The organism is Agrobacterium tumefaciens, assembly GCF_013337285.1.
Taxonomy (GTDB): Bacteria; Pseudomonadota; Alphaproteobacteria; order Rhizobiales; family Rhizobiaceae; genus Agrobacterium; species Agrobacterium burrii.
In genome coordinates this window covers 934442-948112 of sequence record NZ_SUPW01000001.1, presented here as the reverse complement: position 1 = coordinate 948112, position 13671 = coordinate 934442, and the positions used below count along the sequence as shown (strand labels likewise).

At 59.2% G+C, this 13671-nt stretch carries 16 protein-coding genes; 13 read left to right on the top strand and 3 right to left on the bottom strand.

All coding sequences use genetic code 11. The features are described 5' to 3' along the window. Nucleotides 1-25: 25 nt before the first annotated feature. Nucleotides 26-550: an invasion associated locus B family protein gene (locus FCH38_RS04645; RefSeq protein WP_003494243.1), complete on the bottom strand. Its 525-nt coding sequence runs from the start codon at nt 548-550 to the stop codon at nt 26-28. Nucleotides 551-996: 446 nt separating this feature from the next. Between FCH38_RS04645 and coxB the strand changes: the two genes are divergently transcribed. The 12 genes from coxB to FCH38_RS04590 all read left to right on the top strand — a co-directional run bounded on the left by coxB (nt 997) and on the right by FCH38_RS04590 (nt 11238). Beyond that, nucleotides 997-1860, top strand: a complete 864-nt coding sequence (gene coxB / locus FCH38_RS04640; protein WP_210267122.1) for a cytochrome c oxidase subunit II — start codon at nt 997-999, stop codon at nt 1858-1860. A gap of 17 nt (nt 1861-1877) precedes the next feature. Next, a complete protein-coding gene (ctaD, locus tag FCH38_RS04635; RefSeq protein WP_149898730.1) occupies nt 1878-3593 on the top strand; it encodes a cytochrome c oxidase subunit I in 1716 nt (571 codons plus the stop codon). Between the two features lie 390 nt (nt 3594-3983). Further along, a complete protein-coding gene (locus FCH38_RS04630; protein ID WP_153513299.1) occupies nt 3984-4937 on the top strand; it encodes a heme o synthase in 954 nt (317 codons plus the stop codon). Further along, entirely contained in the window at nt 4937-5068 is a 132-nt protein-coding gene (locus FCH38_RS23545) for a hypothetical protein (protein WP_149898732.1), read from the top strand. Before FCH38_RS04630 ends, FCH38_RS23545 begins: the two co-directional genes overlap by 1 nt. A 29-nt stretch (nt 5069-5097) precedes the next feature. Beyond that, entirely contained in the window at nt 5098-5730 is a 633-nt protein-coding gene (locus FCH38_RS04625) for a cytochrome c oxidase assembly protein (protein ID WP_174372974.1), read from the top strand. A 58-nt stretch (nt 5731-5788) separates the two neighbouring features. Next, nucleotides 5789-6664 carry a cytochrome c oxidase subunit 3 gene (locus tag FCH38_RS04620; protein WP_174372973.1) on the top strand — a complete coding sequence of 292 codons (876 nt, stop codon included), beginning with the start codon at nt 5789-5791 and terminating at the stop codon, nt 6662-6664. 354 nt (nt 6665-7018) lie between these two features. Next, complete coding sequence (locus FCH38_RS04615) at nt 7019-7420, top strand: DUF983 domain-containing protein (RefSeq protein WP_174372972.1); 402 nt, start codon at nt 7019-7021, stop codon at nt 7418-7420. A gap of 10 nt (nt 7421-7430) precedes the next feature. Then, the gene (locus FCH38_RS04610) at nt 7431-8165 is read left to right on the top strand and encodes an SURF1 family protein (RefSeq protein ID WP_174373133.1); all 735 of its coding nucleotides are present in this window, start codon (nt 7431-7433) and stop codon (nt 8163-8165) included. Nucleotides 8166-8240: 75 nt separating this feature from the next. Continuing rightward, nucleotides 8241-9287, top strand: coding sequence for a 4-hydroxy-3-methylbut-2-enyl diphosphate reductase (gene ispH, locus FCH38_RS04605; protein ID WP_174372971.1), 1047 nt, complete (start codon nt 8241-8243; stop codon nt 9285-9287). 93 nt (nt 9288-9380) lie between these two features. Continuing rightward, on the top strand, nt 9381-10349 hold the full coding sequence (locus FCH38_RS04600; protein ID WP_174372970.1) for a homoserine kinase: 969 nt from the start codon (nt 9381-9383) through the stop codon (nt 10347-10349). Further along, nucleotides 10346-10786: a ribonuclease HI gene (gene rnhA / locus FCH38_RS04595; protein WP_003511799.1), complete on the top strand. Its 441-nt coding sequence runs from the start codon at nt 10346-10348 to the stop codon at nt 10784-10786. The genes FCH38_RS04600 and rnhA overlap by 4 nt, the downstream gene beginning before the upstream one ends. 143 nt (nt 10787-10929) lie before the next feature. After that, entirely contained in the window at nt 10930-11238 is a 309-nt protein-coding gene (locus FCH38_RS04590; protein ID WP_149898738.1) for a Dabb family protein, read from the top strand. 156 nt (nt 11239-11394) lie between these two features. On the opposite strand, the gene FCH38_RS04585 is transcribed toward FCH38_RS04590, so the two are convergent. Both FCH38_RS04585 and FCH38_RS04580 read right to left on the bottom strand, forming a co-directional pair. Next, the gene (locus FCH38_RS04585) at nt 11395-11880 is read right to left on the bottom strand and encodes a peroxiredoxin (RefSeq protein ID WP_149898739.1); all 486 of its coding nucleotides are present in this window, start codon (nt 11878-11880) and stop codon (nt 11395-11397) included. Nucleotides 11881-12001: 121 nt separating this feature from the next. Further along, a complete protein-coding gene (locus FCH38_RS04580; RefSeq protein ID WP_149898740.1) occupies nt 12002-12850 on the bottom strand; it encodes a protein-disulfide reductase DsbD domain-containing protein in 849 nt (282 codons plus the stop codon). 161 nt (nt 12851-13011) lie between these two features. Between FCH38_RS04580 and FCH38_RS04575 the strand changes: the two genes are divergently transcribed. Further along, the gene (locus FCH38_RS04575) at nt 13012-13617 is read left to right on the top strand and encodes a YqgE/AlgH family protein (RefSeq protein ID WP_174372969.1); all 606 of its coding nucleotides are present in this window, start codon (nt 13012-13014) and stop codon (nt 13615-13617) included. Nucleotides 13618-13671: the final 54 nt, after the last annotated feature.

The following is a 13671-nucleotide window of genomic DNA, read 5'->3' as shown; positions in this document are numbered from 1 at the left end:
AAGGCTGCCCGTTGACGACGAGGCGTTACGGCAGTGCGTCGTAGCCCTCGGCAAAGCCGGTCAGCTCGATTGGAATGCCGACACGATCCTGATCGACCGATTCACGCAGCGCAAAAACGGCGGCCTTGCCGGCGCGCAGAACCTTCAGCAGCTCGTCGTCGATATCCACCTCGACATAGCAGCCTTCGGAGAAGCAGCGGGTGAAATAGGCGCGGCCGATATTGTTGTTGTCGATATAAAGCTCCATGCCGTCCTTCAGCAGAACGCCAAGCGGCGCGAGGATACGCAGGATGCGCGACTTGCGGTCAGCGGTCTTCAGCACCACCACCGAAAGCCCCACTTCCGGGCGGTCGTCGGCAATCACGTTCTGCATCAGGGCGCATTGCTCTTCCGACGCGCCGGCCGGCTTGTCGCAGATGACAGACCATGCGCCATGCGTCGATTTCGGCGTGCCGGGCGGCTGCTGTTGCGCCAGCGCCGCAGCAGCGGGGGCGATGATGGCAAGACCGGCGGCGGCAAGAAAGGTGCGCGCGAGCGGGGAAAGACGCATGGATACCTCTGGGATTCGAATCAGTGCGGCTATTTTGACGCCATAATCCGGAAAAAAAAGCCTACAGCCTTCAATTCCAGCGGAGTTGGGCGGAAATAGGACCTTTCCGCTTTGTTCATGTGTGTAATTTCTGCGCCCGCCACCCCGTGTCCGGCCTGCGCTGGCAGGCTGCAAAACCCTCTGAAAGAAGGGCCTGTGCCGCATTTTGACTGTTTGAAACCGGTTGCGGCCTACCCATGCTGGTGCGGAGTGCGGGAAAGTCGACCGTCAATTGACCAATGGCAAAATTGGCGGGCATCCGTGTCCCGACGCATATTGCGGCAGAGGGCAAACTGTGGTTTTAAGTTAGTACCATTAGCATGGATTCTGCGTCTGTGATTGATCAAGATCAGACGCGTGAGGGAGAGGGTACCGTGAGGAATAGGATTTACGCAGCATTGGCGGGGATGACCTGTCTGCTCACGGCTGTCGGCGCCCACGCCGATCAGCCGGTGCATTGGCAAATGGGCATGCAGGAGGCCGCCACGCCGATCATGCACGAAATACGCTGGTTCGAACAATATACGCTCTGGTTCATTGTTCCGGTTACGCTTTTCGTACTTTTGCTGCTCATCATCGTCGCCCTGAAATTCCGCGCCGCGAAAAATCCGGTGGCTTCCAAGACCAGCCATAACACGGCGATCGAGGTGGTATGGACGCTGGCGCCTGTGCTCATACTCATGTTCCTTGCCATTCCCTCGTTCAATCTTCTGAACGCGCAGCTGACCCAGCCGGAAAACCCGGACCTGACGCTGAAGGCGACCGCCACGCAGTGGCTGTGGAATTATGAATACAAGGCCGCTGAGGGCGCCGAGCCGCTCGCCTTCGACAGCTATCTGCTGAAGGAGCAGGATCGCGCTGCTGCGGGCAAGGAGGACAAGGCCCGCTATCCGCGTCTTCTTGCTGTCGACAATGAAATGGTCGTTCCGGTCGGCAAGACCGTTCGTCTTCTGGTGACGGCGGCTCCGACCGATGTCATTCACGCCTTCGCCATGCCCGCTTTCGGCGTCAAGATCGACGCCGTTCCGGGCCGCCTCAACGAAACATGGTTCAAGCCGGAGAAGGAAGGCCTTTATTACGGCCAATGTTCCGAGCTTTGCGGCAAGGACCACGCCTTCATGCCGATCGCCATTCGGGTGGTTTCCGAACAGCAGTACAATGCCTGGCACGCCGCCGCCGCTTCTGATCTGAACGGCGCGAACCGGGCGCTGATGGCCTCCGTCGACGGCGCTCCGCGCACGGTCGATGTTGCCGCCAACGAAACCAACTGAGACCTGGAGTGACGACAATGGCTGGACCTTCCGCACACGACGATCATCACTCGCATGGTCAATCCGCAAATGAAGCGCACGCGCATGACGATCATTCGCATGATGCGCATCATTCCCATAAGCCGGGCTTTTTCGCCCGCTGGTTCCTGTCCACCAACCATAAGGACATTGGCACGCTCTACCTGATCTTCGCCATCATCGCGGGCATCATCGGCGGCGGGCTGTCGGTTGTCATGCGCATGGAACTGCAGGAGCCGGGCATCCAGATCTTCCACGGTCTGGCCGCCATGGTTTACGGCTTCGAGGGCGATGCCGCCATCGACGGCGGCAAGCACATGTTCAACGTGTTCACGACAGCGCATGCGCTTATCATGATCTTCTTCATGGTCATGCCGGCGATGATCGGCGGTTTTGCCAACTGGATGATCCCGATCATGATCGGCGCTCCTGACATGGCGTTCCCGCGCCTCAACAACATTTCCTTCTGGTTGATCGTTCCAGCCTTCATCATGCTGCTCCTGTCGCTCTTCGTCGAAGGTCCGGCGGGCGGTTACGGCGTGGGCGGCGGCTGGACCATGTATCCGCCGCTATCGACCAGCGGCATGCCGGGACCGGCGGTGGATCTGGCGATCTTCTCGCTGCATATCGCCGGCGCATCCTCGATCCTCGGCGCGATCAACTTCATCACCACCATTCTCAACATGCGCGCCCCGGGCATGACGCTGCACAAGATGCCGCTGTTTGCCTGGTCGGTTCTGGTCACCGCATTCCTGCTTCTGCTGTCCCTGCCGGTTCTGGCGGGTGGTATCACCATGCTTCTGACCGACCGTAACTTCGGTACGGCTTTCTTCTCGCCGGAAGGCGGCGGTGATCCGATCCTCTACCAGCACCTGTTCTGGTTCTTTGGTCATCCGGAAGTGTACATCCTGATCCTGCCCGGCTTCGGCATCATCAGCCACATCATTTCCACCTTCTCCAAGAAGCCGGTCTTCGGTTATCTCGGCATGGCCTATGCCATGGTCGCCATCGGCGCAGTCGGCTTCATCGTCTGGGCGCACCACATGTATACGGTCGGCCTGTCGCTTGAAGCGCAGCGTTATTTCGTCTTCGCCACCATGGTGATCGCGGTGCCGACAGGCATCAAGATCTTCTCGTGGATCGCGACCATGTGGGGCGGTTCTCTGACCTTCTCGACCCCGATGATCTGGGCGATCGGCTTCATCTTCCTGTTCACGGTCGGTGGCGTCACCGGCGTGCAGCTCGCCAATGCCGGTCTCGACCGCTCGCTGCATGATACCTATTACGTCGTGGCCCACTTCCACTACGTGCTGTCGCTCGGCGCGGTCTTTGCGATCTTCGCCGGCTGGTATTACTGGTTCCCGAAGATCACCGGCTACATGTATAACGAGTTCATCGGCAAGCTGCATTTCTGGGTCATGTTCGTCGGCGTGAACCTGATCTTCTTCCCGCAGCACTTCCTGGGTCTCGCCGGCATGCCGCGCCGCTACATCGATTATCCCGATGCCTATGCCGGCTGGAACCTGGTGTCTTCTTACGGTTCCTACATCTCGGCCGTTGCCGTGGGCATCTTCCTCTTCGGCGTCTGGGAAGCCTTCGCCAAAAAGCGGATCGCCGGCAACAATCCCTGGGGTGAGGGTGCGACAACGCTCGAATGGCAGCTGTCTTCGCCGCCGCCTTACCACCAGTGGGAACAGCTTCCGCGCATTCGCTGAATGCCGGACCGGAGGCGCGGGCGTGGCTCGCGCATTCCGGTTGCTGAAAAGAGGGGACGGCGTGGTTGCGTCCGTGCCGTTTCCGAAGGTGGATGGGTCCGCCGCCCGCGTGACATTTTGTCCAAGCGAAGCTTATCGTCCGACGTGATACATGCCTGAATGTGATAAATGCCAAGTTTGGCCTTTATGAATAAGCAGGCGCAGACGAATGGCGGGGTGGGCGCGGCGACAGGCCGGGCGAATTGCATCGGTTTTACACGATGCGGCCCATGCCGAAACGTTCGGACCCAATGATTTGACGCATCGCGCATGCCGGAAATAACATTCGTTTTTCGGGCCGGTGCAGGGGATGCCGCGGCAAGTAGCATCTGAAGGAAAACAGGACAGGAAATGACCGTTATCGACAATCGCGATATGCTGGGTGTTGAAAGCTCCGAACTCTCGGAAGCCGGCGCGCGCGATTATTTCGAATTGCTGAAGCCGCGCGTCATGTCGCTGGTCGTCTTCACGGCCTTTGCCGGCCTCGTGCTGGCGCCGGGCGAAATCAATCCGGTGCTTGGGCTGATCGCCATTCTCTGCATCGCCGTCGGCGCTGGCGCATCCGGCGCGCTCAACATGTGGTACGATGCCGATATCGACGCCGTGATGAGCCGCACCGCAAAGCGGCCGATCCCGTCCGGCCGCATCGCGCCGCGTGAGGCATTGGCCTTCGGGCTGACGCTGTCGGCCTTTTCGGTGGTCATCCTCGGTCTTGCGGTCAACTGGTTCTCCGCCGGCCTGCTTGCCTTCACCATCTTCTTTTATGCTGTCGTTTATACGATGTGGCTGAAGCGCTCGACGCCGCAGAACATCGTCATCGGCGGTGCTGCCGGCGCTTTTCCGCCCATGCTTGGCTGGGCCTGCGTTACCGGCGGCGTGTCGCTGGACAGCATCATCCTGTTCCTCATCATCTTTTTGTGGACGCCGGCGCATTTCTGGGCGCTGGCGCTGTTCAAGATGCGCGATTACGGCTCCGTCGGCATTCCGATGATGCCGAACGTGGCGGGCGAGCGCTCCACCAAGAACCAGATGATCGTTTATGCCGTGCTGACGGCGGCGGCTGCCGTCGCACCTTATTTCACGGGTCTGGCGAGCGCCGGTTACGGCATTTTCGCCGCCGTGCTGAGCGCTATCTTCGTTTACTGTTCGCTCGTTGTCCGGCGCATGCCTGAGGGTGACGAGAAGATGCTGCCGGCCAAGAAGATGTTCGCCTATTCGGTGCTGTACCTCTTCGCTATTTTCTCCGGCCTTCTGGCCGATCATTTTGCGCCGGCGCTGAAGGCCGTGATGACGGGAGTTCTGTGATGGAAACTGTGGAACTGAGCGCGGCGCAGAAAAAATCGCGACGCGGGCGCAACATCGCGCTCGGCGTGTTGCTGGCGGGTCTGGTGGTGCTGTTTTACGTCATCACCATCATCAAGATCGGCGCGAATTGACGGTCTGATCTGAGGGAGCGGAAGAGGACATGGCGAATACCGGGGGGGCGAATATGGGAACAGACACGACAACGGCCGGCACGCAGCGGGTGAGCAACCGCTCGATCCTGGTGCTCTGTCTGGTATTTTTCTGCGCCATGATCGGCATGGCTTACGCCGCCGTTCCGCTCTACAGCCTGTTCTGCCGCGTCACCGGCTATAACGGCACGACCCAGCGCGTTGAGCAATATTCCGACGTCATTCTCGACAAGACCATCAATGTCACTTTTGACGCCAATACGTCGAACGGCCTCAACTGGGATTTCCGCCCGGTCGACAAGATGGTCAAGCCGAAGATTGGCGAGACGATACAGGTCACTTTCAAGGCGACCAACCGTTCGCCCGTGGCGACCACGGGCACGGCGGTATTCAACGTCACGCCGATGGAAGCCGGTGCCTATTTTAACAAGGTGGAGTGTTTCTGCTTCACCGAAACGACGCTGCAGCCGGGCGAAACACTGGAAATGCCGGTGGTTTTCTTCGTCGATCCTGATATCGCCACGGCGCGCGAAACCAAAAGCATTCATACTTTGACGCTGTCCTATACGTTTTATCCGGCCAAAACCGAAAAACCGGTTGCGTCCTTGCCGGTAAAGACTTCATCTGGCGAAAGCAAATTGTGAGAGGAGACCTGGCCTCTTTGAGGCCGGGTCAGGGAAGAGACATTCGGGGATTGTCGCAATGGCAGATACGCATCAGAAGAACCACGATTACCACATCATAGACCCAAGCCCATGGCCTATCCTGGCCTCGATCGGCGCCTTCATTCTGACCTTCGGCGGCGTCTGTTACATGCGTTACCTGTCGGCCGGCTCCTTCAAGCTGTTCGGCATGGAACTGGCCAATCCCTGGCTGTTTTATATCGGCCTCGTCATCGTGCTCTATACGATGTACGCCTGGTGGGCGGACACGATCAAGGAAGCCAATGAGGGCAGCCATACCCGCGTCGTTTCGCTTCACCTGCGTTATGGCATGATCATGTTCATCGCCTCGGAGGTGATGTTCTTCGTCGCGTGGTTCTGGGCCTATTTCGATGCCAGCCTTTATCCGCACGAAGCCATTCAGGCGTCCCGCCTCGAATATACCGGCGGACAATGGCCCCCCAAGGGTATCGAGGTCATCGACCCCTGGCACCTGCCGCTCTACAACACCGTCATCCTGCTTCTGTCGGGCACCTGCGTCACCTGGGCGCATCATGCCCTGCTGCACAATGATCGCAAGGGCCTGATCAGCGGCCTCGCTCTCACCGTGGCACTTGGCGTGTTGTTCTCCACCGTGCAGGTTTACGAATACATACACGCCCCGTTCGACTTCAAGAACTCGATCTATGGCGCGACCTTCTTCATGGCCACCGGTTTCCACGGTTTCCACGTCTTCGTCGGCACGGTCTTCCTGCTGGTCTGCCTGTTCCGCGCCATTGCCGGTGGTTTCACGCCCAAGCAGCATTTCGGTTTCGAAGCGGCCGCCTGGTACTGGCATTTCGTTGACGTCGTCTGGCTGTTCCTGTTCTTCGCCATCTATATCTGGGGTGGCTGGGGTGCGCCGGTTCACGGGTAAATTACGCCGGGTAGCCCACTACGCTGCTTCTGAATCGAGCGGGTGCCGCACATTTCTTCTCCCCGAGGGGGAGAAGTCCGCGGCAGCGGGATGAGGGGGCAAGGTCGGCGGTAGGCGGCAACGTTGCCCCCTCATCCGACCCTTCGGGCCACCTTCTCCCCGGCGGGGAGAAGAAACCAAAGGGCAATGCCGAGCGATAAGTGATTGCTCTGGTTTCGAGGCGGCTTCCTGCAGACACGACGTCATCCTCGGGCTTGACCCGAGGATCCATAGGCCCGCTGAAAGCGTGGATCCCCGGGCCAAGCTCAGGGATGACCGATGCGGGTGTTGGGAAACTTCGCGGGAGTTCTCTCCATGTCTGAACAATCGAAATCTGAACCATCAAACGGCGATTTCGCACCCGTTGATCCCATCAAGGTGGGCTTGAGAGGCTGCTGCCCGCGTTGCGGTAACGGCCGGCTGTTCGACGGTTTCCTGACCCCGAAACCGGCCTGCGGCGCCTGCGGGCTGGACTATGGTTTCGCCGATGCGGGTGACGGTCCGGCGGTCTTCGTCATGCTGATTGTCGGTTTTCTGGTGGTCGGGCTGGCGCTCTGGTTCGATCAGCGTTTTGCGCCGCCCGTCTGGGTGCATGTCATGCTCTGGTTGCCGTTTACGGTGATCATCTCGCTCGTGCTTTTGCGCAAGCTGAAGGGGATCATGATTGCGCTGCAATACCGCAACAATGCAAGCGAAGGCAGGCTTGATCGTGAATGAGGTTTCCCACATGAAGGCGGCGGACAGACGGGTCTGGTTCGCCGCACCGCTCGTCCTGCTGGCGCTTGCCATTCTTCTCGGGCTCGGTACATGGCAGGTGAAGCGGCTTTACTGGAAAGAGGCGCTGATGGCCGATATCGAGCAGCGGCTGAGCGCGAGCCCGGTTCCGCTTGCCGATATCGAAGCACTGGCAAAAAGCGGCGGCGAGATCGAATATCGCAGGGTCAGGCTGTCAGGCACTTTCGACCACGCCCGCGAGCGGCATTTCTTCGCTACCCATCAGGGCCGAACCGGTTATTACATCTATACGCCGCTGACGCTTGACGATGGCCGCATTCTCTTCGTCAATCGCGGTTTCGTGCCCTTCGAGATGAAGGAACAAGCCAAACGGACGGAAGGACAGGTAACCGGCGAGGTCGCGATAACAGGGCTGGCGCGCGCGCCACTGGTTGCCAAACCCTCCTCGCTGCTGCCGGATAACGATATCGCCAAGAACATCTTCTACTGGAAGGATCTGGCGGTCATGGCCTCGAGCGTCGATATCCCCTCCAATCGGCTGGTCAATCTTTTCGTCGATGCCGACACGGCGCCCAACCCCGGCGGCTGGCCTCAGGGCGGGGTGACGCTGATAGATTTGCCCAACAATCACCTGCAATATGCGATAACGTGGTATGGCTTGGCGCTGGCCCTTGTCATCGTCGTTGGTTTTGCCTATTTCCGGAACCATAAGGTGCACGACGAATAACGTGCGCCCCGCCCGGCAAGGGCAGGCTATCGGGCAAGGCATGGAACTCGCCAAGAAGCAGGCCAAGGAGCACGAATGAACATCGCCGTTTCCAAACCCCCTTTGACGATAAGGCTGTGCGGACCGCGCGGCTTTTGCGCGGGCGTGGACCGGGCGATCCAGATCGTCGTGCTGGCGCTGAAGGCCTATGGCGCGCCGGTCTATGTCCGCCACGAAATCGTGCATAACCGTTATGTGGTGGAAGGGCTGGAAGCCAAGGGCGCGATTTTCGTCGAGGAACTGCATGAAATCCCCACGGAGCATCGCGAGCAGCCGGTGGTGTTTTCCGCCCATGGCGTGCCGAAATCGGTGCCGGAAGATGCGCAGGCGCGCAACCTGTTTTATCTCGACGCCACATGCCCGCTGGTCTCCAAGGTTCACAAGCAGGCCATGCGCCACCAGCGTCTTGGCCGCCATGTGGTGCTGATCGGCCATGCCGGTCACCCTGAAGTCATCGGCACCATGGGCCAGCTTCCCGAAGGCACCGTGTCGCTGGTCGAGACGGTGGAAGATGCGGGTGTCTACGAACCCGTAGACCGTGAAAACCTCGGTTTCGTCACCCAGACGACGCTTTCGGTCGATGATACCGCCGGTGTCATCGCCAGACTTCAGGAACGCTTCCCCGCCATTCAGTCGCCCGCCGCCGATAGCATCTGTTACGCAACCACCAACCGTCAGGATGCGGTGAAGCAGGCAGCACCCGGCTGCGACCTGTTCATTGTGGTCGGCGCGCCCAATTCCTCCAATTCCAAGCGGTTGGTGGAGGTGGCGCTGCGCGCTGGCGCCAAACACTCGGTGCTGGTGCAGCGGGCCTCGGAAATCGATTGGGACACGATCGGCGATATCCGCACTGTCGGACTTTCGGCCGGCGCATCCGCTCCTGAAGTTATCGTCGATGAGATCATCGAAGCCTTCAAGGCGCGTTTCGACACCACGCTCGATCTTGCCGTGACGGTTGAGGAAACGGAACATTTCCTCGTCAATCGCGAACTGCGCAGCATCGAGCTGACGACGGACGACATGGCTTTCGTCAACGGCAATGCCAGCAATGCGCTGCCGCCGAAAGCCACCGCCGGTGCCTAGAACGGGATGATGACGAGGTGAGGGGTTCTCCCCTTGCATCCGTCATCTCCACCCCCGAGATTTTCATTCCATCCTTTATCAAGAGATTTGAAATTGGCAGTTTACACGGACATCACAGAAGATGATCTGAGGAATTTCCTCACGCAATATGACACCGGCAGCCTCACCTCCTATAAGGGCATTGCCGAAGGCGTCGAAAACACCAATTTCCTGCTGCATACCACCAAGGACCCGCTGATCCTGACGCTTTATGAAAAGCGGGTGGAAAAAAACGATTTGCCGTTCTTCCTCGGCCTCATGCAGCATCTGGCTGCCAAGGGCCTGTCGTGCCCCTTGCCCCTGCCGCGCAAGGATGGGGAATTGCTGGGCGAATTGTCGGGCCGCCCGGCGGCGCTGATCTCCTTCCTCGAAGGCATGTGGCTGCGAAAGCCGGAAGCCAAACATTGCCGCGAAGTCGGCAAGGCGCTGGCCGCCATGCATCTGGCCGGCGAGGGGTTCGAGATAAAGCGGCCGAATGCGCTCTCCATCGAAGGCTGGAAGGTGCTGTGGGACAAGTCGGAAGACCGCGCCGATGAGGTGGAGAAGGGTTTGAGGGACGAGATTCGCCCTGAGCTCGATTATCTCGCCGCCCATTGGCCGAAGGATCTGCCGGCCGGCGTCATCCATGCGGATCTGTTTCAGGACAACGTGTTTTTCCTCGGCGATGAGCTGTCCGGCCTTATCGACTTTTATTTCGCCTGCAACGATCTGCTCGCTTATGACGTGTCGATCTGCCTCAATGCCTGGTGCTTCGAAAAGGATGGCGCATATAACGTCACCAAGGGCAAGGCGCTCTTGGAAGGTTATCAGTCGGTGCGCCCGATGAGCGAGGCGGAACTGGATGCCCTGCCGCTTCTGGCGCGCGGCTCGGCGCTGCGTTTCTTCCTGACGCGGCTCTACGACTGGCTGACGACGCCGGAGGGCGCGCTGGTGGTCAAGAAAGACCCGCTGGAATATCTGCGCAAGCTGCGGTTCCACCGCGCGATCGCCAATGTCGCCGAATATGGGCTGGTAGGCGAATGAAACATGTCGATATTTTTACCGATGGCGCCTGCTCGGGTAATCCCGGTCCCGGCGGTTGGGGCGCTGTGCTGCGATATGGCGAGACCGAAAAGGAACTCTCCGGCGGCGAGGCGGACACCACCAATAACCGCATGGAACTGCTGGCAGCGATTTCCGCGCTCAATGCGCTGAAAAGCCCCTGCGAGGTCGATCTTTATACCGACAGCGCTTACGTCAAGGACGGCATTACCAAGTGGATTTTCGGCTGGAAAAAGAAGGGCTGGAAAACCGCCGATAATAAGCCGGTCAAAAATGTCGAGCTATGGCAGGCGCTTGAAGCGGCGCAGGAGCGCCACAAGGTTACCCTGCACTGGGTCAAGGGCCATGCCGGCCACCCGGAAAATGAGCGCGCCGATGAATTGGCACGCAAGGGCATGGAGCCCTTCAAGCGCCGGTAATGCAAGCCTGCTTTATGTCCGCTCGGTTCCGTCCGGGCTGATTTAACCCGGGCCGCATTTATCGGGGTTGTGAAAACCGAAACCCGACCTATCTTGTCGTCAAGGGCGGCCTGCATGGTGCCCAACGGAGGAGAGGAATCCGGATGATCCTGCATTGTGTATTTCTACGCTTCAAGGCTGCGACGGCATCCTCTGAAAAACACGCCGCGTTCGAGGCGATCGCCGCCCTGAAGGACGTGATACCCGGCATCATCGATGTGAAATACGGCCAGAATGTATCGCCCGAAGGCCTGAACGGCGGCTTCGTCGACGGCTTCATCGTGACGCTGGAAAGTCCCGAGGCCCGCGACGACTATCTCGCCCATCCGCAGCATGTGGAGGCGGGGGAACGTCTGGTGTCGCTCACCGATGGCGGTCTCGCCGGTCTTCTGGTGTTTGATATGAATGTTTGAGAGGGCGGCGGGGCCGCTCTTCAATGTCTGGTCGCTCCACTCGCGACGTCATCCTCGGGCTTGACCCGAGGATCCATAACCCCTTGAGCTGGTGGATCCTCGGGTCAAGCCCGAGGATGACGTCTGATCCAGGGCCAAGAGGCCATCTTCTTAATGTCAAAGCTGCTCGATCATCGCCGCAGCAGCGGAAACAGTCGCCTGACCGGGGTTCTCTTCCACGTTGAGTGACTTCACAACGCCGTCTTCCACCAGCATCGAATAACGCTTGGAGCGCACGCCAAGCCCGCCGCCGGAAAGGTCGGCATCGAGGCCAAGCGCCTTGGTGAAGGCGGCGTCCCAGTCGGCGAGGAAGTGGATCTTGCCCTGGCCGCCGGAGGATTGTGCCCATGCGCCCATGACGTGCCAATCATTGACGGCGATCACGGCAATGTCATCCACGCCCTTGGCGAGAATGGCGTCGCGGTTTTCGAGGTAGCCCGGCAGGTGGTTCAGCGAGCAGGTGGGGGTGAAAGCGCCGGGTACGGCGAAAAGAACGACCTTCTTGCCGCCGAAAAGCGCATCCGTGGTGGTTTCCACCGGGCCGTCGGCCGTCTTTTCCTTGAAGGTTGCGGAAGGCAGTTTTTCGCCGATCTTGATGGTCATGTCAGTGCTCCTGTGGTCGTTCGGTTGGCGCGACTATAGAGCACGAAAATGAAATCTGTCATGCGGTTTTCGAGTTAAATTTCTTCACTGAAAAGGCCGCTCCGCTCCCCGCGAAAATCGCTCAGGGCTTCGGAAAATTCAGCATCGTCTCCATGGCCCGGTCACCGGATTTGACCAGAATGGGCCAGCTGTTGCCGGGCACCTGATAGGTTTTCGGCAGGCCCTTGATGTTCATGTAGAAGGACAGCTTGCGCTTGTCTCGCACCATGTTCTGCGGTTCGTAATAGGCAAAGCCGGAGGGGCCGGCGATGAATATCTCGGTTTCCTTCGGCGCGTTTTCCGGCAATTGCAACTGCACGCCGAGCATGGTCTTGTCCGGCGTGATGTGGAAATCGATGACCTTGAAATCGTCGGATGCGGCTTCGGGCAGTGTTTCGCGGGCTTCCTCCAGCAGACGCCGTTCCTCGCCATCGTCATCACCCGCATTGCCGCGGTCGATCGAGAATGTCGCCTCGAAAGGAATACAGATATTCTGGCACACGCCGATAAAGGCGGTGAAATCGATCTTTCCGCTGGCCGCCGGGTCGGTGGCTTTCAGCTGAAAAGGCAGGCTGACGGCATGGTCGTAGCCGATATCGGTGATGTCGCCATTTTCGATGAGCTTGGGAACGGGATAGGCCATGGTGGTGAGGCTCATGCCGCTTTCCGGATCGAGCGTGATCTTTGGCGGAATGCCGGCTTCGCCCGGCTCGCGCCAATAGGTGATCCAGCCGTCTTTCGGCTCGATCTGTAACACGCCGCGCACCACGCCGTCCGCATCCATGGCAAGACTTGCCACGCGCATCTGGCCGCCTTCGCTCCTGGCCCAATCGGTAATTTCGGCCCGGGCGGCTTGCGCGCCGCCGAGGAGAGCGGCGAATAGGGCCGCGAAACGAAGATGTGAAAATCGGAAGAATGTCCTGGCGCTCATTCTTCCCGTCTAACCCAACATTGCCCGGTCGACCAGTTACGAATTCGTGGGGTTTATCATTTTCGGTTGATTGATCGGGCGCGATGCCGCATCCTGTCCCTTGTCGAAGTGCGAACGCCGTTTTCCGTTCAATCACGGAATTCGGTCTGCTGGAGGCGCCGGTGAGCTTTTCAACCCTGATGGACAAACGCGAACGTGGCTTTCTCGATGGTCAGTTCATCATGGCGATGCCGGGGCTGGACGACGGTAATTTTGCCCGTGCGGTGATCTATATCTGCGCCCATTCGGATGCCGGCGCCATGGGCTTCATCATCAACCGGCCGCAGCAGATCACGTTTACGGACATTCTTCTGCACCTGAAACTGGTGGACAGCAATGACGCCATCATGCTGCCCAACCGCACCCGCGAATTTCCGATCCAGTGTGGCGGTCCTGTGGAATCCGGCCGCGGCTTCGTGCTGCATTCGGATGATTATTTGAGCGAATCCAGTATTCCGGTCAGCGACGATATTTCGCTGACGGCGACGTTGGATATTGTCCGCGCCATTTCCAACGGCCGTGGCCCGCAAAGGGCCACCATGCTGCTTGGTTATGCCGGCTGGGGACCCGGCCAGCTGGAAAACGAGATCGCCAGTAATGGCTGGCTGAACTGCCCGGCGGCGGAAGATTTGATTTTTGATCGCGGGCTGGACAATAAATATGAGCGGGCGCTGGCCCTGATGGGCGTTGATGCGCGCATGCTCTCCACCGATGCCGGCCATGCCTGAATTGATACGCGTAAATTTTCCGTCGCCCGCCTATAATTATAGGTGGGAACCAAA